The 17,879-nt window shown below is 73.9% G+C and carries 16 protein-coding genes; 6 read left to right on the top strand and 10 right to left on the bottom strand.

Annotated features, from left to right (window positions below):
• Positions 1-31: 31 nt before the first annotated feature.
• Entirely contained in the window at positions 32-415 is a 384-nt protein-coding gene (locus tag ACWDNY_RS17425) for a BlaI/MecI/CopY family transcriptional regulator (protein WP_451646617.1), read from the bottom strand.
• A gap of 238 nt (positions 416-653) precedes the next feature.
• Between ACWDNY_RS17425 and ACWDNY_RS17430 the strand changes: the two genes are divergently transcribed.
• Positions 654-2,210, top strand: coding sequence for a hypothetical protein (locus ACWDNY_RS17430; RefSeq protein ID WP_451646618.1), 1,557 nt, complete (start codon positions 654-656; stop codon positions 2,208-2,210).
• Here ACWDNY_RS17430 and ACWDNY_RS17435 read toward each other — a convergent pair.
• On the bottom strand, positions 2,164-3,123 hold the full coding sequence (locus ACWDNY_RS17435; RefSeq protein WP_451646619.1) for a hypothetical protein: 960 nt from the start codon (positions 3,121-3,123) through the stop codon (positions 2,164-2,166). The genes ACWDNY_RS17430 and ACWDNY_RS17435 overlap by 47 nt on opposite strands.
• An 11-nt stretch (positions 3,124-3,134) precedes the next feature.
• On the bottom strand, positions 3,135-4,607 hold the full coding sequence (locus ACWDNY_RS17440) for an APC family permease (protein ID WP_451646620.1): 1,473 nt from the start codon (positions 4,605-4,607) through the stop codon (positions 3,135-3,137).
• A gap of 349 nt (positions 4,608-4,956) precedes the next feature.
• Here ACWDNY_RS17440 and ACWDNY_RS17445 point away from each other — a divergent pair, with 349 nt between their 5' ends.
• On the top strand, positions 4,957-5,460 hold the full coding sequence (locus ACWDNY_RS17445; protein WP_451646621.1) for a DUF5709 domain-containing protein: 504 nt from the start codon (positions 4,957-4,959) through the stop codon (positions 5,458-5,460).
• A 113-nt stretch (positions 5,461-5,573) separates the two neighbouring features.
• On the opposite strand, the gene ACWDNY_RS17450 is transcribed toward ACWDNY_RS17445, so the two are convergent.
• Positions 5,574-5,780, bottom strand: coding sequence for a hypothetical protein (locus tag ACWDNY_RS17450; protein WP_451646622.1), 207 nt, complete (start codon positions 5,778-5,780; stop codon positions 5,574-5,576).
• A gap of 183 nt (positions 5,781-5,963) precedes the next feature.
• Between ACWDNY_RS17450 and ACWDNY_RS17455 the strand changes: the two genes are divergently transcribed.
• On the top strand, positions 5,964-7,799 hold the full coding sequence (locus ACWDNY_RS17455) for a glycoside hydrolase family 15 protein (protein WP_451646623.1): 1,836 nt from the start codon (positions 5,964-5,966) through the stop codon (positions 7,797-7,799).
• 129 nt (positions 7,800-7,928) lie between these two features.
• On the top strand, positions 7,929-8,165 hold the full coding sequence (locus ACWDNY_RS17460) for a hypothetical protein (RefSeq protein WP_451646624.1): 237 nt from the start codon (positions 7,929-7,931) through the stop codon (positions 8,163-8,165).
• 93 nt (positions 8,166-8,258) lie between these two features.
• Here the strand turns inward: ACWDNY_RS17460 and ACWDNY_RS17465 are convergent, their stop codons facing one another.
• Positions 8,259-9,125: a chitosanase gene (locus tag ACWDNY_RS17465; RefSeq protein WP_451646625.1), complete on the bottom strand. Its 867-nt coding sequence runs from the start codon at positions 9,123-9,125 to the stop codon at positions 8,259-8,261.
• A gap of 200 nt (positions 9,126-9,325) precedes the next feature.
• The gene (locus ACWDNY_RS17470) at positions 9,326-12,088 is read right to left on the bottom strand and encodes a SpoIIE family protein phosphatase (protein ID WP_451646626.1); all 2,763 of its coding nucleotides are present in this window, start codon (positions 12,086-12,088) and stop codon (positions 9,326-9,328) included.
• Positions 12,089-12,313: 225 nt separating this feature from the next.
• On the opposite strand from ACWDNY_RS17470, the gene ACWDNY_RS17475 reads away from it, so the two are divergent.
• Complete coding sequence (locus tag ACWDNY_RS17475) at positions 12,314-13,729, top strand: alkaline phosphatase PhoX (RefSeq protein WP_451646627.1); 1,416 nt, start codon at positions 12,314-12,316, stop codon at positions 13,727-13,729.
• Positions 13,730-14,100: 371 nt separating this feature from the next.
• Positions 14,101-14,835, top strand: coding sequence for a D-Ala-D-Ala carboxypeptidase family metallohydrolase (locus ACWDNY_RS17480; protein ID WP_451646628.1), 735 nt, complete (start codon positions 14,101-14,103; stop codon positions 14,833-14,835).
• A gap of 128 nt (positions 14,836-14,963) precedes the next feature.
• Here the strand turns inward: ACWDNY_RS17480 and ACWDNY_RS17485 are convergent, their stop codons facing one another.
• The 4 genes from ACWDNY_RS17485 to ACWDNY_RS17500 all read right to left on the bottom strand — a co-directional run bounded on the left by ACWDNY_RS17485 (position 14,964) and on the right by ACWDNY_RS17500 (position 17,761).
• Positions 14,964-15,749 (bottom strand): metallophosphoesterase family protein, encoded by a 786-nt coding sequence (locus ACWDNY_RS17485; RefSeq protein ID WP_451646629.1) that lies wholly within the window; start codon positions 15,747-15,749, stop codon positions 14,964-14,966.
• Positions 15,746-16,033: a hypothetical protein gene (locus ACWDNY_RS17490; RefSeq protein ID WP_451646630.1), complete on the bottom strand. Its 288-nt coding sequence runs from the start codon at positions 16,031-16,033 to the stop codon at positions 15,746-15,748. Before ACWDNY_RS17490 ends, ACWDNY_RS17485 begins: the two co-directional genes overlap by 4 nt.
• Positions 16,030-16,731: a nucleotidyltransferase family protein gene (locus tag ACWDNY_RS17495; RefSeq protein ID WP_451646631.1), complete on the bottom strand. Its 702-nt coding sequence runs from the start codon at positions 16,729-16,731 to the stop codon at positions 16,030-16,032. Before ACWDNY_RS17495 ends, ACWDNY_RS17490 begins: the two co-directional genes overlap by 4 nt.
• Before the next feature lie 331 nt (positions 16,732-17,062).
• Positions 17,063-17,761: a lipoprotein gene (locus ACWDNY_RS17500; protein WP_451646632.1), complete on the bottom strand. Its 699-nt coding sequence runs from the start codon at positions 17,759-17,761 to the stop codon at positions 17,063-17,065.
• Positions 17,762-17,879: the final 118 nt, after the last annotated feature.

Consider the following 17,879-nt stretch of genomic DNA (forward strand, 5'->3'; position numbering starts at 1 on the left):
CCCGTGCACGGCGCGGGCCGTGGCCCCGTTGTCAGGCCGCGCCGCCGGTGAGCAGGTCGCGCAGCGCCCGCCCCTCCTCGGGGCTGAGCCCCGTGACGAACTGCCGCAGGGCGGCGATCGCGTCGGGGCCCCGGTCCAGAGCGGCGTGCATCGCCTCCGCGGTCAGCTCCGCCGCGCTCTTGGCGGGCCGGTAGGCGCCGCGCCGCCCGCCGGCGTCGCGCAGCACCAGACCCTTGTCGTGCAGCCGCTTGAGAATGGTGTGCACGGTGTTGTACGCCAGGTCGCCGCCGAGAGCCGTCTGGATCTCCGCCGGGGTCAGGGGCCGTTGGGCCGACCAGAGCGCCCCGAGGACCGCGCCTTCCAGCTCCCCCGCGTTGCGCCGTCCCGTCCCGCCGTGAGGCCCCCTGCCAGCCATGCCCTCAACCTTACAGCGCGTAGGGGTGACAGGCCCCCGGGGGTATCGCTGCCGGACAAAGCGTACCGGCCGGGTTAGTTTGTCGTTGTTCGTCCTATAGGTCCCGACCGACGTCGTGCCGCCGTTTTTGGCGTTCGCCGTCCTGCCCGCGCCGTCCCCGTGCCGCTCCGTACGCCGCTCCAGGCTCCGGGGCGGCGGGTGGCGCGGGCCCGTGAGATGGAGGGGTGAGGGAGCCCGGATGCCCGACACCGCGCACGCCGTACGGGCCGGAATGCGGCGCTCCTGGCCGCCGGGCCCCTCCCGCGGCGGTCCCCGCTTCGGCGGCCAGGGCCTCCTGGCGGCCGTGGCCGCCGCCTTCACCGTGGCCCAGCTCCTCCTCGTCCGGCCCGGCATGGGCCTCGGCTGGGACGAGACCGTCTACGTCAGCCAGGTCAGCTCCCACGCACCGGCGGCCTTCTTCAGCGCCCCCCGCTCCCGCGGTGTCCCGCTGCTCGTGGCGCCGATCGCCTCCTGGTCGTCGTCCACCGTGCTGCTGCGCGTCTACCTGGCGCTGCTGTCCGGCCTCGCCCTGTACGTGGCCCTGCGGGTGTGGCGGGGGATGTTCCCGCCGCGCGTGCTCGCGCTCGCCGGCGCCCTGTTCACCACCCTCTGGGTGACGCTGTTCTACGGCCCGCAGGCGATGCCCAACTACTGGGTGGCCGTGGGCGCGCTGGTCTGCGCGGGCTGCTTCCTGCGCGCCCGCGCGGACCGTGCCGACCGGGCGGCGCCGTGGGGCCTGGCAGCCGGCGCCGCGCTGATGGCGTGGATGCGGCCCACGGACGCGGTGTGGGTGGCGCTCCCGCTGCTGCCCCTCGCCCTGCGGGGCCGCCACTGGCGGCCCCTGGCCGCGCTGCTCGCCGGTCTGGCCGCGGGAGCCGCCGAGTGGGTGATCGAGGCCTACGCCGCGTACGGCGGCCTGCTGCGGCGGCTGTCCGACGGCTCCGCGATCCAGGGCGGCCTCGGCTGGTACTTCGCCGTCGACGACCAGCTGCGCAGTCTCAGCGGCCGGACCCTGTGCCGTCCGTGCACCGGCGCGATGCCGCATCCGGTGGTCACCGCCTGGTGGTACGTCCTGCCGCTGCTCGCCCTGCTGGGGCTCGCGCTCGCCGTGCGCGCCCGGCGGGGCACGCCCACCCTGGTGGCGCTGGGCTGCGCCGCCACGGCCGCGTTCCCCTACCTCTTCCTGATCGGGTACGCGGCGCCGCGCTTCCTGCTGCCCTCCTACGCCCTGCTGGCGATCCCCGTCGCCGACGTCCTCGTCCGGCTCCTGACGGTCCGGGGCCGCGTCCGGCGGCCGGCGGTGGCCGCCCTGGTCGTGCTGGGGCTCGCCGGGCATCTCGCCGTCCAGTTCGCGGTCCTCACCCACACGGTGCAGCGCACGACCGCCGACCGCCGCGGCTGGGACCGCACCGCCGCCGCGCTGCACCGCCTCGGCGTCCGCCCGCCCTGCCTGCTCACCGGGCAGAACGCCGTCCCGATCGCCTTCTACACCGGCTGCGCCTCCGTCGCGACCGGCGGCCCGAACGCCAACACCACCCGGGCCGCCGTCGAACGGACCGCGCGGCGGATGCCGGTCGCCGTGCTCACCACCGCCGACGGCCGGCCGCCCGAGTACGCCCGCGCCTGGCCCTCCCGGCGCGTCGGCCCGCTGCGGCTGTACGTCGCGCCCGCCGCCGGCGCCGGGCCGGCGGCCGCCCGCACGACCCCGGTCAGGTCCGCACTCCCGCCTCCCGGCGCCACCGCACCAACTGCCTGACCGGGTCCCCGGTGTACGACCACGGCGTCCTCGTGGCCCGGCGGCCCAGCATCCGCAGCAGCGGCCCGGCGACGTCCAGGGCGCCCGCGAGACAGGCCGCGTGCGCCAGGTAGTTGACGTCGCGCAGTTCCTCCGGTGCCACGACGGCGTCCCTGCGCGGCACGATCCACCGCTCCCAGGTGCGCCTCACGTCGCTGACCGCCCCGTCGTGGTCCCACTGCTGCCCGCAGCCCACGGCGGAGCGCTGCCCCCGCGCGCCCTCCAGGACGTACCGGAACTCCTCCACCCGCGCGTACTGCACCACCACCGGCAGGGGGCAGCCGGGCGGCGCCGCCCCGGCCGCGTCGCGGGCGAAGTCGTACATCAGGCCGTGGGTGCCGTGCCAGCGTGAGGAGTAGTAGTGCAGCACCTGCAGATGGCCCTCGACGCTGTGCGGGTCGCGCCGGTGCAACTCGTCCCACCAGCGGGCCAGTTCCCGGCGCCGCACGCCCGTCGGATACAGCCGGGCCACGGAGATCAGCGAGATCCACGGCGTGGGGTCCTCCGGCCAGGCCTCCGTGGCCCGCAGGCAGGCCCGCACCGCCGTGTCCAGCCGGGACTGCTCGATCGGCACCCCCCGGCCCGCGGCGATGGCCAGGTGGAAGGTGCGGGCCGTCTCGGTCGCCGCCCGCAGCACCAGCGCGTCCGCGCTGTGCGGCTCGGCGGCCAGCCAGGACTCCACGGTCGAACTGCCCGTGCACGCCTGCGCCAGCAGCCGGATCCGGTGGCCCCGCACCGGCCAGTCGGCGCCGGTGTCCCGCAGCAGGTCCCGCAGGCCCTGCCAGCGGCCGATGACGATGTCCTGGCGGGCGCGGGTGAGCGCCTCGTCCCCGTAGTCGGGGTCGAAGTCGGTGGTGCGGCTCTGGCGTGCCATCGGCCTCGTCCTCAGAAGTCGGTGGGAAGGCCCTCGTACGCGCGGGACCGCTCGCCCGCGCGGGCGCCGGGGATGTAGTCGGCCCGGATCGTGCGGCTGGCGTCCAGCTTCGCCGGCCGGTAGTAGTCGCTGCCCCGCCGCCAGTACCACAGCATCGGCACCAGACCGGCGGCCAGGCCCCCGATGCCGATCGCGATCGCGGCGGGCTCCAGCTCGCCCAGCGACTCGACGAAGACCCAGAACATGAACAGCGCCCCCACCAGCGGCCACAGACCGCCGAACACGAAGTGGGCCACCGACCTCAGCAGCATCCTGCGGTAGGCGACCACCACCGCCAGGCCCGTCAGACCGTAGTAGACGGAGATCTGCAGGCCGATCGCCGAGATGGCGTCCGCCAGGATCTCGCCCACCGTGCCCAGCGCGTTGGACGCGATGAACATGGCCAGCGCCACCGCGCCGACCACGGCCACGGCCACCCAGGGGGTGTTCCAGGTGCGGTGCACCCGGCCCAGCGCGGACGGCATCGTACGGTCGCGGCCCATGGCGAACAGCGAGCGGGTGACCTGGATCAGCGTGGTCTCCAGGGTGGCGATCGTGGACAGCATCACCGAGACGACGAGCAGCCTGCCGCCCCAGCCCGGCCAGAGCTCCTCGCCGAGCACCGCGAGGACGTTGGCCTCGTTCTCGTGGATCTGTCGCGAGGACAGCACGACGTTCACCGCGATGGTGAACACCTCGAACAGCAGGAAGACGACGCCCAGGCCGATCAGTCCCGCGAGTCCCGTCGTCCGGCGGCTGTCGCGGGTCTCCTCGCTGAGGTTGCTGGTGACGTCCCAGCCCCAGTAGTAGAAGGCGGCGATGAGGGCGCCGGAGGCGAACCCGGACACCCCGTCGAAATGGCCGAAGCCCAGCCACGACCAGTCGAAGGCCCGGGCGTCGCCGGTGTGCAGGACGGCGAGGACGGCGAACAGGGCGAGCACGGCGAACTCCACCCCCGACATGACGAGTTGCGCCCGCACGGTCAGCCGGGCTCCGCCCAGCACCACCAGCAGCATCAGCACGAACCATCCCGCGCCGACCACCGTCGACAGGGCCGTGTTCTCGGCGAGTCCGGCGTCGAACAGGGCCAGTGTCATCGACCCGGCGGGCAGCGAACCGGCCACCATGAAGATGGTCGCCGACACGACGAGGGCCCAGCCGCTGAGGAAGCCGAGGAACGGGTGGAGCGTGCGGCCCACCCACGAGTAGCTGGCACCCGCGTTCACGTCGATCCGGCTGAGGTAGCCGAACGCCAGCGCGATGCCCAGCATCGGTATCAGGCAGTACAGCAGGGCCGCCGGACTGGCCAGGCCCACCGACCCGACCAGGACCGCCGTGGTCGCCGCCAGCGAGTACGCCGGGGCACTGCCCGCCACGGCCATCACCACGGTGTCGAAGGTTCCGAGGGCGCCTGCCTGCAGCCCTCTGCCCCTGCTGTTGCTCATCGATGCGCTGCTTTCCGTCGTGCACGACGCGGGGCGGCCTGGCCCGGACGCGTGGGGAGCCGGCACGGATCCGCCCGAGGGAGGCCTCGGAAGGGGCCGGAGAGAACGGGGGGTGGTGCGGGCATCGCCCACCGCTGCGGCAGCCGGATGATCACACCGTGTGTGGAGGTGATGATAGCGGCGCACCTGCGGCCTTCAAGCCGGGCGGAGCGCCCGCCGGCGGCAGTTGGAGCGGTGCCGGCCGTTTCATCCCGTTGATCACCGTCGGCGACCTGGTTGGTTAGGACCGCCGTACCGGGAAACGCGGATCACGACACCTCTGAGACGAGCCGATGCCAGGGAGGCACTCGTGAGCACCGATCCGATGGCCGACGATGCGTACCAGCCGACCGGGGACAACGAGGAGCAGGAGGACGCCGCGCCGCTGGACCTGTCGGACGCGCTGGAGGAACCGACGTACGACGAGATCCTCGACCAGGGCTACTCCCCGCCCGAGAAGCCCGTCGGTGTCGGCAAGCACGGCGTCACGGCCGCCGAGCAGCACGACGGCGAGACCCTCGACCAGCGGCTCGCCCAGGAGACGCCCGACGTGGGCGAGGAGGTCGGTGACGGGGTCGGCGACCTGCCCGGCGGCGAGGGCGAGCCGGTGGACCCGGAGGCGGGCGCCCGCCGCGCCGGCCGTCTGGTGGCCCCCGACCAGGGCGCGCACACCGACACCACCAAGGAGGAAGTGGCCCACGACGTGGGTATCGACGCGGGCGCGGCCGGAGCGGAGGAGGCCGCCGTGCACGTCGTCGAGGACGACAGCGAGCTGCCCGACGAACCGCTCGCCTGGGACGCCCGGCGCCCGTGACCCGGGCCCGCACGGCCCGCGGAGGCGTCCGGCGCCGGGCACGCCGCCGGCGGCGGGGAACCGGAGCGCCGCTTCCGGTTCCCCGCCGGCGGAGCGGCGACGGAACCCTCGGGTCAGGGCAGCAGCTTCTCGATCGCGATCGGCCCCTCCGTGGCCAGCTTGCGCTGGGCCCACTCGAGGTTCTTCGGGGTGATGTCCCTGCCCCCGGCCAGCACGATGTCCTCGGCCGAGACATCGGTGCCGGTACGGACGTGGAGCACATTGTCCGGGGTGACGAACTCCCCGGACGAACGGGATGACTCGGGCTGTGACGGCGACATGTCTCCTCCTCGAGTCCGCGTCTCCTCCCAGCCGGCCGCCGCACCGGCGCCCGTGCCGCGCGAGACGGGACTCCCTCCCACGATCGCGTGCCCGGCCGCGCCCCGCATCCGGAGGGCGGCGGCACCGGCTGCGGCTCTACGCTGGAAGCAGTCCGTGCGTCTGCGGACAGGGAGGCTGCTGCGATGGCCGACACCTTCAGCCGGCAGGGCGCGCCCGCGGCGCCGCGCTACGTGCCGATCTCCGAACACGGACTGATCGGCGACCTGCGCACCGTCGCGCTCGTCGGCACCAACGGCACCATCGATTGGTACTGCTGCCCCCGTTTCGACGCCCCCAGCGTCTTCGCGTCCATCCTCGACGCGGACCGGGGCGGCTGCTTCGAGCTCGCCGCCGCCGACGGCGCCCGGACCAAGCAGTTCTACTTCCCCGACACCAACGTGCTGATCACCAGGTTCTTCACCGAGGACGGCGTAGGCGAGGTGCAGGACTTCATGCCGGTGACCGCGGACGCGGCCGAGGCCGACCGACACCGGCTCATCCGGCGCGTCGTGTGCGTCCGCGGCACACTGCCCTTCAGGGCCCGGGTGGCCCCCCGCTTCGACTACGGCAGGGACTCGCACACCGTCCGTGCGACGGACGGCCTGACCCTGTTCGAGTCCGCCGGGCTGTCGCTCGCGCTGAACGCCACCGTGCCCCTGACCGTGGACGGCCCCGACGCCCGGGCGGACTTCAAGCTGGCCGAGGGCGAGTCGGCCGTGTTCGCCCTGGACCAGGTCGGCGGCGTCGTAAGTCCACGCCGGTGCGCCCACGTAGAGGCCGAGGAGCAGTTCGCCGCCACGGTCGCCTACTGGCGGCGCTGGCTCGCCGCCTCCCGCTACCGGGGCCGCTGGCGGGAGATGGTCCACCGCTCCGCCCTGACCCTGAAGCTGCTGACCTACGCGCCCACCGGCGCCATCGTCGCCGCGCCCACCACGAGCCTGCCCGAACGGCTCGGTGGCGAGCGCAACTGGGACTACCGCTACGTCTGGGTCCGCGACGCCGCGTTCGCCGTGTACGCACTGCTGCGGCTCGGCTTCAGCGGCGAGGCCGAGGCCTTCATGCACTTCCTCACCAGGCACATCAGCCCCGGCGACGGCTCGGGCAAGGGCCCGCTGCAGGTCATCTACGGCATCGACGGCCGTACCGACCTGCCCGAAGGCGAACTCCGCCATCTCGAGGGGCACCACGGATCGGCCCCGGTCCGGGTCGGCAACGCGGCCGCCGACCAGCTCCAGCTCGACATCTACGGCGCCCTCGTCGACTCGGTCTACCTCTACGACAAGTGGGCCCAGCCCATCTCCAGCGGTCAGTGGGACGACGTGTGCGCGCTGGTGGACTGGGTCTGCGACCACTGGGACCAACCCGACGAGGGCGTGTGGGAGACCCGCGGCGGCCGCCGCGCCTTCCTCTACTCCCGCCTCATGTGCTGGGTGGCCATCGAACGCGCCATCCGACTGGCCAACCGCCGCGGCCTGCCCGCCGACCTGCTGCGCTGGCGGCAGTGCCGGGACGCCGTCTACCGCCGCATCATGGACCGCGGCTGGTCCGCGAAGCGGCAGGCCTTCGTCCAGTACGAGGGCGGCGACGTGCTGGACGCCGCCGTGCTGATGATGCCACTGGCGAAGTTCATCGCGCCGAGCGACCCCAAGTGGCTGTCCACCCTGGACGCCCTGTCCGAGGAACTGGTCTCCGACTCCCTCGTCTACCGCTACGACCCCGAGGCCACCCCGGACGGCCTGCGCGGCGACGAGGGGACGTTCTCCATCTGCTCCTTCTGGTACGTCGAGGCGCTCACCCGCGCCGGCCGCCTGGAGGAGGCCCGGCTGGCGTTCGAGAAGATGCTGACCTACGCCAACCACCTCGGCCTGTACGCCGAGGAGATCGGCCGCACCGGGGAGCAGCAGGGCAACTTCCCCCAGGCCTTCACCCACCTGTCGCTGATCAGCGCCGCCTACAACCTCGACCGCGTCCTCGGCTGACCCGGGCCGGCGCCCGCACCGTTCGCGCAGGTGGCGCGGTGTGTTGGCCACGCCACGCAGGGGTACCCGGAGCCGACCCAGGACGAAGGTCGAAGACCACGGTCGAAGACCCAGGAGGAGGAGGTCCGCATGACGAGCGGTACCGAGACCGGCCACGTCACCGGCACGCCCGACAAGGACTACAACCTCATCTGGTACGTCGAGGCGTGCCTGAGCAACGCACTGCGGCTCGAGCAGTACATCCAGGACGCCGAGCGCGACGGGGACAACGAGCTCGTGGAGCTGTTCCGCAAGGCGCAGTCGGACAGCCGCAAGGGCGCCGAAGTGGGCAAGCAGCTGCTGCGCTCGCGGCTGAACGGCGGCTGACGGCGCGCCGGGAAGCCGGCCCGGGCCCGAGAGGGCACCACACCCGGGCCGGCTTCCTCGTGGGCGCGCACACCGCGGCGGACGGCGCGGGGATCAGCCGATGTGGTAGGAGTCCCCGTACACCTTCCAGTCCAGCGGCGGGTCGAGGTCCAGGTTGCCCTTGCGCAGGAACACCCGCTGGGCGGTGTCCACCCTGCTGGTGTCGCTGTGGGCCTCCTCCTGCCTCATCGCCCACACCCGCGCGTCGAGGAACGCGTTCAGGTACGTCACCTCGTCGCCGCCCTGGGCCGGCGGCTTCGCGCTGCGCAGGGCGCGCCGGCGGATGTTCGTGAAGCTCGTCGGGTCGTCGCCGTCGCCGTGCATGACGATGGCGTCGTAGTACGCGAACTGGCCGAGCGCCCGCAGCCCGTCCGTCCTGCCCTGCCGTACGGCGGGGCCGAAGTACACGCGGTCGCGCTCGTCGTTCTGCGCCTGCTGGAAGACCCTGTCGCGGGCGGCCGTGCGCCAGTCCCGCGGGTAGTCCGGGTCCAGTCCGTCGTGGGAGTCGGTGCCGTCGACCCGGCGCAGGGCCGGCAGGTACCGGGCGAGCACGTTGCCGGGTGCGCGGTCGGTGTAGAGCTCGACGAGGTCCAGCATGTCGCCGGTGCCCGAGCAGAAGCCGATGATGCCGGCGGTGTAACCGCGGCCGTCGCGGATGTCCTCGATGTACCCGTACTGGGCCTTCCAGTCGAGCGAGGAGTTCTCCGCGCTCGACACGAGCTGCATGGCGATCTCCTTCTTCGCCGGGTCGTCGAGACCCGCGGCGGCCGCGGGCGCCGCCGCGGCGTGCGGCGCGGGCAGGAGGGGGACCGCCGCCACGCAGGCGCCGATCAGCGCGAGGACCGCACGGCGGGAGGCCGGGGCGGTGGAGGTGGGGGATGCGGCGGACGGGGACGCGGAGTCGCGGTGCGAAGGGTGCACGGGGTCTCCAAGGGGAGTGGGGGGTGGCAGGCGGTCCGGCCGGCACTCCGGACCGGATCTGGTAGGAAGGTTTCCTATCAGAGCGACGGGCGGAGAGGGACCCCGCCGACGGTGAATTCGTAGAGACGTACGAAGCACGCAAGGGTGCGCGGCCGGGCAGGGGGCGGGCGGTCGGGGCTGCCCACGTGCCGGGGGCGCGGTCAGGGCAGGGGCTGTTCGGCCCAGATCACCTTGCCCGTGGGCGTGTAGCGCGTGCCCCAGCGCTCGGCGAGCTGCGCGACCAGGAACAGTCCGCGCCCGCCCTCGTCCGTGCCGGCCGCGTGCCGCAGGTGCGGCGAGGTGCTGCTGCCGTCGAACACCTCGCAGATCAGCGCGCGGTCACGCAGCATCCGCACCCCGATGGGCTCGCTGCCGTACCGGATCGCGTTGGTCACCAGCTCGCTGAGGATGAGTTCCGTGGTGAACGCCAGCTCGTCCAGGCGCCACTCCGCAAGCTGCCGGGTCACCGACGCGCGCACCTCACCGACCGCCACAGGGTCCGCCGGCACCCGCCACTCGGCGACCCGGTCCGCCCCGAGAGCCCGGGTGCGTGCCACGATCAGGGCGATGTCGTCGCTCGGCCGCTCCGTCAGCCGGGTGTCGACCACCGCGCGGCACGTCTCCTCCGGTGACTCGCCCGCCGCCGCCAGGGCCGCCCGCAGGTCCTCCAGCCCGGCGTCGATGTCGCGCCGCCGGTCCTCGATGAGCCCGTCCGTGTACAGCACCAGCCGGCTGCCCTCGTCCAGGACGAGGTCGGCCGCCTCGAACGGGGGCCCCCCGACGCCGAGCGGGGGACCGGCGGGCACGTCCGGGAAGGTCACGCCGCCGTCGGGGCGGACCAGGGCGGGCGGCGGATGGCCGGCGCGGGCGACGGAGCAGTGCCGGGACACCGGGTCGTACACGGCGTACACGCAGGTCGCCCCCGCCACCGGAACACTCCCGCCGTCCGGTGTCTCGTGCTGGTCGATCCGGCCGACGAGTTCGTCGAGCAGCCCGAGCAGCTCCTCGGGGGGAAGGTCCAGGGCCGCGAAGTTGTGGACCGCCGTCCTCAGGCGTCCCATGGTGGCCGCGGCGTGCAGCCCGTGGCCGACCACGTCTCCCACGACCAGCGCCACGCGCGTACCGGACAGCGGCAGCACGTCGAACCAGTCACCGCCCACACCCGCCTGCGCGGGCAGGTAGCGGTAGGCGATGTCCAGGGCGCTCTGCTCCGGCAGGCTGCGCGGCAGCAGGCTGCGCTGGAGGGTCACGGCCATGCTGTGCTCGCGGGTGTAGCGACGCGCGTTGTCGATCGACACCGCGGCCCGGGCGACCAGCTCCTCCGCCAGGGCCACCTCCTCGGCGTCGAACGGCTCGGCCTTCTGCGCGCGCCAGAAGGTGACCAGGCCCAGTATCCGGGCGCCGGCCCGCACCGGCACGGTGATCAGCGAGTGGATGCCGTAGTCCACGATCCTCCGCGCGCGGGCGGGGTCCTGGGCGTGCCAGCCGGGGGCCTCGTCCAGACGCGGTTCGAGGACCCGCCGGCCGGTGCGCAGGGCGCGCCCCTGTGGGGAGGAGGCCACGAAGTGGAGCTGCGCGCCGACCGGGTACATCGGGGCGTCGTCGCGGATCCCGGCCGCCGCCGAGCGGCGCAGGGCCGAACCGGCCTCGGGATCCTCGCCCCTCAGCACGGGGTCGTACAGGTCGACGGTGACGAAGTCGGCGAACCGGGGCACAGCCGTCTGGGCCAGCTCCTCGGCGGTCCGGGTCACGTCCAGGGTCGTGCCGACGCCGACCCCCGCGTCGTAGAGCAGGGTGAGGCGTTCCCGCGCCACCTCTGCCCGGCCGGACAGCGCACGCAGCTCGGTGGAGTCGCGCAGGGTGGCGACGCTGCCGGAGGGCCGGCCCTCGATGTCCGTGGGCCGCTGGTTGATCGCGAGCAGCCGGTCGCCGACCAGGTGCACCTCGTCCGTGGCCATCCGTCCGGAGGCCAGCAGATCCGCGGGCTCGGGATCGAGACCCAGGTCGAGCACCTTGCGCCGTTCGGCGTCCTCGGGCAGGTCGAGCAGTCGGTGCGCCTCGTCGTTGGCTAGCAGCAGATCGCCCTGGTCGCCGACGATGACCACGCCCTCGCGGACGGAGTGCAGGACGGCGTCGTGGTGCTCGTACATCCTGGTCATCTCGCCCGGACCGAGCCCGTGGGTCTGGCGCAGCAGACGCCTGCTCACCAGCGCCGTCCCCGCCGTCGCCAGGGCGAGGGCCACGCCCGCGGCGGACAGCACGAGCGGAAGCTGCCGGTCCGTGACACCGCCGACGTTCCTGGTGGTGATACCGGCCGACACCAGGCCCACGACGGTGCCGTCCGGCGCCTTCACCGGCACCACCGCCTGCACCAGCCGCCCCATGGTCCCTTCGATCTCCTCGACCACCGTACGGCCGGCCAGCGCGGGCTTCAGGGTGCCGACGAACTTCTTGCCGATACGGCCGGGGTCGGGGTGCGTGTAGCGGACGCCTTCGGTGTTGAGCACGACGACGAAGTCGACGTGGCTCGCCCGGCGCACGGCCTCGGCCCGTGGCTGGAGCACCGCGGTGGGGTCCGGTGAGCTCAGGGCCTCCCGGGTGCCGGGCGCGTTGGCGAAGGCCTCGGCGACGGCGAGGGAGCGGTTGCGGGCCTCCACCGTGCTGTCGTGCTGCACCTGCAGCACCAGCGCCACCACCGCCGCCAGGACCAGCAGGAGCACGATGGCGACCTGCAGCACGAACACCTGGCCGGCCACGCTGCGCCCGCCGAGCGATGTCCGCAACCCCGCCGGGCGGCTCCCCGCGGAGCGCGTCCGCGCCGCCTGTTCGCGGGCTCGCCGGGCGGGGCCGGGCACGTCCTCGACGTGCCGGCCGCTGGGACGACGGGCCGACCGGGTGCCGGTTCGACGCGGGAGCCGGACCATGAGCCATGTCTACACGGCCGGGGCGTATGAGGCGAGGGCCGTCACGGCGTGCGCCGGGACGTGGTGGGGCCCCGGGAGCACGGGGCGGTGAGGGGACGGGTCCCGGCCGCTGACGCCACCGAGGAGGAGCGGGGGACACGGGCCACACGTGTGGTTCCCGAGGTCGGCAGCAGGTGATAGACACAGCGGGTCACTGTTCCTGTCCGCCAGCAGGAAGGTTGCCCCATGTCCGAAACCAGGCCCGACGCCACACCCTCCGACGCCACGCCCGGAGAGAGCCGGCCCGCGACGCGACGCCAGGCACTCGCCCGCTCCGGTGCCGTGGGGGTGGCCATCGCGTTCACCGGAGCGCTCTCGGAGCTCTTCGCGGGCACGGCGAGCGCGTTCGGCCGCTCCGGCCACGGACCCCTCGTCCCCGACCCGAACGGCCTGCTCGACCTGCCGAAAGGTTTTCGCTACCGGGTGCTCTCCCGCGAGGGCGACCCGCTCCGCTCCGGGGAGGGGCGGGTCCCCAGCAACCACGACGGCATGGCCGCCTTCGCGGGCGGAGGCGGCCGTGTGCACCTCGTGCGCAACCACGAGAACCGGGCCACGGCGGCGGTCCCCGTCCCGGTCGTGGAGGGCCTCACCTACGACCCCGCGGGCAAGGGCGGCTGTACGGCGCTGACGCTGGACGGCCACGGCGGCGTCCTGTCCGAGCGGGTCGCCATCGCCGGTACGGCCGTCAACTGCGCCGGTGGGCGGACTCCCTGGGGCACCTGGCTCACCTGCGAGGAGACCGAGGACAGGGCCGGCACCAGCGGCTACACCAAGGACCACGGCTTCATCTTCGAGGTGGACCCGGTGGACCCCCGCCGCACCGGGGCCGTACCGCTGACCGCCATGGGCCGCTTCCAGCACGAGGCGGTCGCGATCGACCCCGGGCGGGGCGTCGTGTACGAGACCGAGGACGCCTTCCAGAAGCCCTTCGGCCTCTTCTACCGGTTCCTGCCCCGCAGACCGCGCGGCGGCATCGGCTCGCTGCGGGCGGGCGGCCTGCTGCAGGCGATGCGCGTCCCCGGCGTACCGGACCTCTCCGCCGTCCAGGAGACGGGCGCCTCCTTCGACGGCATCGAGTGGGTGGACGTACCGGACCCGCTCGCCGTCCAGACCCCCGTCCGCCTGCAGGACTTCGGGCCCAGGGGCATCACGCACGCCCAGAAGCTGGAGGGCTGCTACTGGGGCGGGACGTGCGTGTACTTCGTGTCCTCCTTCGCCCGCAGCGCGGAGGGCTCCGCCGCCGACCACTTCGGGCAGATCTGGCGCTACGACCCCGCCAGGCGCCGCCTCACGCTCGTCGTCGTCTTCGGCCCGGACACGGACGTGCAACTGCCCGGCGAGTCGCCCGACAACATCTGCCTGGCGCCCAGCGGCGGTCTCATGGTCTGCGAGGACGGCAACGGCGCGCAGCACGTCTTCGGCGTCACCCGCCGCGGCGAGGTGTACGCCATGGCGCGGAACCGCCAGAACATCGGCACGCCCGAGGCCCCGGAGTGGGGCGAGTTCGCCGGCGTCACCTTCGCCCCGGACGGCGGGACGATGTACGTCAACTGCTACACGCCCGGCACGACCTTCGCGGTCACCGGACCGTTCCGCCGGTAGCCGGTAGCCGGTAGCCGGTAGCCGGTAGCCGGTAGCCGGTAGCCGGTGGCCGGTGGCCGGTGGCCGGTGGCCGGTGGCCGGTGGCCGGTGGCCGGTGGCCCGGCAGCACCTCGCGGGGTGCGGGGTGCCCGCGTTCGCGGCCCGCACCCGCCGGCACGCCGGTCCCGCGCGTCGGGCACCCGCCGGCCCGGCAGGGCGGGCGGGCGGCGTCCGGTTCGCTCCTCGCCCGCACGTCGTCGGTTCCGGAAGGGCAGGCGCCACCGCGGCCGCGCGGTGTTGACGCGTGCGTCCCGGTGGCCCCACGCTGAGCACCGGCCACTGCCGGCCGGCGGCGGCCGCTCCACGCAGGGACCGACGGTCGGGAGGCCGGGATGTTCAGACGCGCGGCACGCATGTTCGTTTCGTTTGTCATGCTCATGGCTGGCGTGGCGGTGGGGGTCGGCGCCACCTCCGGCACGGCGCACGCCGACGAGTGCTACACCTGGAGCCGTACGCTCTCCGAGGGCTCCTCCGGCAGCGACGTGACCCAGCTGCAGATCCGGGTCGCGGGCTGGGTCACCTCGGGCGAGCGGCTCTCCTACGACGGCCAGTACGGCGCGCGGACCACCGCCGCCGTCAAGAAGTTCCAGGCCGCGTACGGACTGACCGCGGACGGCGTCGCCGGGCAGCAGACCTTCAACAAGATCTACTCGCTTCAGGACGCGGACTGCACCCCGGTCCACTTCGGCTACGCCGAGCTGAACAGGTGCAACTCCGACTGGTCCGGCGGCGCCGTCCCGGCGGCCACCGCGAAGGCGAACGCCCTGAAGACCATGTGGAAACTGGAGGCGATGCGGCACGCGCTCGGTGACGTGCCGCTCACGATCTCCAGCGGCTTCCGTTCCTACGCCTGCAACAACGCGGCCGGCGGATCGTCCACCAGCCGTCACCTCTACGGCGACGCCGCCGACCTGACGGGCTCGCCGAGCTTCTGCCGGCTCGCGCAGGAGGCCAGGACCCACGGTTTCTCGGAGATCCTCGGTCCCGGCTACCCCGGGCACGACGACCACACCCACGTGGCCCTCGACCCGTCGCCGTACTGGTCGGCCCCCACCTGCGGGATCTGACACCGGCACGCTGAGCAGTCGCCCGGCCCCGCCTCCCGGGGCCGGTACGGTCCGGCCCGCTCGGCATCGGAACGCCCGCCCGCCGGTGGGGCGGTTCGTCCGCGCCGCGCGACGGCTGGGCGACCGGTTCAGCCGGACCGGCTTCCGGTGGCGTCCTCCCCGGTGCGGGCCGCGCCCGCCGGGACGGCCTCCCGCGGGTGCAGGTGGTAGATGTGGAAGGCACGGCCGATGACCGGCTGTGCGACGTTGCGCACCCGCACGCCGCCCGTGGTCATACCGTTCTCCGTGCCGGCGTGGGCGTGCCCGTGGACGGCCAGGTCGGCGCCCGCCGTGTCGATCGCCTCGGCCAGCAGGTAGCTGCCGAGGAACGGGTAGATCTCCAAGGGCTCGCCCGCCAGCGTCTCCGGCACGGGGGAGTAGTGGGTCAGCGCGATGCGCGCGTCGCAGCCCTGCTCGCCCAGGTCCTCGAGGGCGGTGCGCAGCCCGTCCGCACACCGCCGCGAGTACCGCACGAACTCCTGCATGACCGGCTCGCCGAACTCGCCGGCGCAGCGGCCGGCGAAGCCGCCGCCGAAGCCCTTGGTGCCGGCGACGCCGACCCGGGCGTCACCGCAGGTGACGACCGTCCCGCGTCCTTCCAGGACCTGGGCGCCGACGTCCTCGAGGACGGCCGTGACCTCGTCGGGGCGTCCGGCGTGGTGGTCGTGGTTGCCGAGCACGGCCACGACCGGGACCCCGAGGTCCTTGATCTCCCGTGCCACCACCCGCGCCTCCTCCACCGTGCCGAGCCGGGTGAGATCGCCGGCCAGCAGCAGGAGGTCGGCGCAGTCGGGCAGGGTCTCGAAGGCGGGGCGCAGCACTCCCTGGCTCTCGGTGCCCAGGTGGATGTCGCCCACGGCCGCGATCCGGATCATGTGAGTTCCTCCGCGTGGTCGGGGGACGAGGTCTCGGCGACCACGATGTCGCAGTGGACGGGGTGCCCGGCCAGTTCCTCCTGCACGGTCCGGCAGATCTCGTCGCGGCAGTGCGCGGACGGCACCGTGCCGGTCAACAGCACCGCCTCGCCCCGGACTTCGAGCCGCACGCCCAGTTCACCGAGGGGGCCGGCCGCGATCCGGTCACTGAGGTGTGCGGCGCGGTACTCCAGGTTCTGGGCGCCCGCAGCGCCACGGTCGCGCCCTGCGTCGTGGTCGCTCACGACGTCTCCTTCCGCGGGGGGATGACGTTCAGCTGTTCGAGGAGGAAGAAGAAGGCCGCGGGCATGGGCTCCTCCCCGCAGTCGCGGCGGACGCGATCCCAGTCCACCTTCTCGCGCAGGGCGCGGGCGATGGGCAGCACCGCGCCGAAGTCGCAGTGGTGTTCGGAGAAGGCCGCGATGAGGCTGCACAGGAGGTCGGTCGGCGCCAGCACGGGCATTCTCACCGAGTCGACCGGCAGTTCCTCGGCCCGGCCCAGCATGCCCGTGGAGACGGGCTGGTGGGCCAGCTCGAAGATGATGTCGATGTCCTGGTCGAAGCACTTGGCCTTGATCAGCCAGTCCTCCGGCGGGGTGTACACGGTCAGGCCGCCCTCGCGCAGCGTGTCGGCCACCGCCTCGGCGTCCTCGGGCCGTACGCAGAAGTCCGCGTCGTGCTGCAGGTTCTCGCTGCCGCCGTGCGCGTACGCGGCGACGCTGCCCGCCAGCGCGAACGCGTGCCCCTTCTTCTTCAGCAGGGCGCCCACCTGCTTGGCCGCCTCCAGGATCGCCTGGTTGCGATCGTGGGGCAGTGCGCCCACCGGCACAGCGGGCCGCGGTTCGTGGGAAGGCGGCTGTCCGCCGCCGCCCCCCGCCGCCAGACGAAGGTCCGGGGAACCCGCGTGCCGGGCGGGAGCCGCGTCGCCTTCGCTCTGGGTCATGAGTACTCCGTTCACCGAGCCGGACAGTCCGCCACCGTGCCGGGCCCGGCGGCGCGCCGGGCCCCCACGTGCATCCGTCGGGTACCCGGCGCACCCGCGTCGACACGGCGCGGAAGCCCTCGCGCGGGGGCCGGAGGACGGTGCCGGACGCGCCTCGCGGCGGCGCCACGGGACCGGCGACGGCTCGCCGTGACGGCGGTTCGTTCGGGTGGCGCGGGTGACGCGGTCCGGGCAGGCGGGAGTCGGCGAGCGGACGCCCGGGCGACGGCGGCAGGGGACGGTGAGCCTCCTGACCCGCGCGGACCGGACGCCGCCGTCCGGTCCGCGCGGGTCAGGAGCCTCGCAGGGTCCTCGCGGCGAGTTCGAAGGCGGGCAGCATCTGTTCGTGCTCCTCGCTGTCCAGCCCGCCGAGGTGCAGGACCACCGGGCCCCTGCGGGTGACGACGGCGAGGGCGCTCTCCTTCTTCGGCTCGTCGAGGAACTCGTTCGTGACGAGGTAGCCGACCTGGGCGCCGTCGAGGCCGCCGGCCGTGAATGCCCTGTACCGGGCCTTGCCCGCCCCGTCCTCGGCGGCCACGAACTTCCCCAGCACCGTCCGCGCGTCGTCCCGGCCCGGCCCGGCGGTCCACACGCGCAGGAAGCCGATGTTCCCCGCGGGCTTGGCGTCGATCTCGCAGACCGCGGTCACGGGGCCCTGGCGGAGCAGGGCGTCCGCGAGCTCCCGCGCGCCGGCGCCGGGGCTTTTGGAGTCCTGTGCGGAAGGCGTCTTTGCGGTTCCGGACCGCACGGCCTTCGCCTTCCAGCCCTCGGCGACGTCGAAGGTGACGGGCAGTGCGCACGCCGAGCCGGCCGAACCGATGATTCCGCCGCTCTTCGCGACGGCGCCGGCCGTCGTGACCGCCGAGGCCGTCGGCGGCGGTGTGTCCGTCTCCGGGCCGGAGGAGCAGCCCGTGAGCACGATCCCCAGTACCCCGCCCAGTACCCACGCGTGCGCGGCGCCCCGCCGCACGCCGCCCGCCCCTGTCAGCATCCTGGCCCCCTTGATCCGGTGGAGCACTGTAACCGAGCCCCACGCCCCCGTCGCCGGCCGTCCGGCTTCACCGGGTGCCGGGTGCCGGGTGCCGGGTGCCTGGGTGCCGACGGCGGCG

The sequence above is a fragment of the Streptomyces sp. NPDC003697 genome (assembly GCF_053587115.1).

Coding starts and splice junctions, on each gene's coding strand:
- ACWDNY_RS17500 (WP_451646632.1), bottom strand. CDS start 17,761: ATGCTGACAGGGGCGGGCGGCGTGCGGCGGGGCGCCGCGCACGCGTGG.
- ACWDNY_RS17440 (WP_451646620.1), bottom strand. CDS start 4,607: ATGAGCAACAGCAGGGGCAGAGGGCTGCAGGCAGGCGCCCTCGGAACC.
- ACWDNY_RS17435 (WP_451646619.1), bottom strand. CDS start 3,123: ATGGCACGCCAGAGCCGCACCACCGACTTCGACCCCGACTACGGGGAC.
- ACWDNY_RS17480 (WP_451646628.1), top strand. CDS start 14,101: ATGTTCAGACGCGCGGCACGCATGTTCGTTTCGTTTGTCATGCTCATG.
- ACWDNY_RS17450 (WP_451646622.1), bottom strand. CDS start 5,780: ATGTCGCCGTCACAGCCCGAGTCATCCCGTTCGTCCGGGGAGTTCGTC.
- ACWDNY_RS17495 (WP_451646631.1), bottom strand. CDS start 16,731: ATGACCCAGAGCGAAGGCGACGCGGCTCCCGCCCGGCACGCGGGTTCC.
- ACWDNY_RS17475 (WP_451646627.1), top strand. CDS start 12,314: ATGTCCGAAACCAGGCCCGACGCCACACCCTCCGACGCCACGCCCGGA.
- ACWDNY_RS17460 (WP_451646624.1), top strand. CDS start 7,929: ATGACGAGCGGTACCGAGACCGGCCACGTCACCGGCACGCCCGACAAG.
- ACWDNY_RS17485 (WP_451646629.1), bottom strand. CDS start 15,749: ATGATCCGGATCGCGGCCGTGGGCGACATCCACCTGGGCACCGAGAGC.
- ACWDNY_RS17430 (WP_451646618.1), top strand. CDS start 654: ATGCCCGACACCGCGCACGCCGTACGGGCCGGAATGCGGCGCTCCTGG.
- ACWDNY_RS17425 (WP_451646617.1), bottom strand. CDS start 415: ATGGCTGGCAGGGGGCCTCACGGCGGGACGGGACGGCGCAACGCGGGG.
- ACWDNY_RS17455 (WP_451646623.1), top strand. CDS start 5,964: ATGGCCGACACCTTCAGCCGGCAGGGCGCGCCCGCGGCGCCGCGCTAC.
- ACWDNY_RS17470 (WP_451646626.1), bottom strand. CDS start 12,088: ATGGTCCGGCTCCCGCGTCGAACCGGCACCCGGTCGGCCCGTCGTCCC.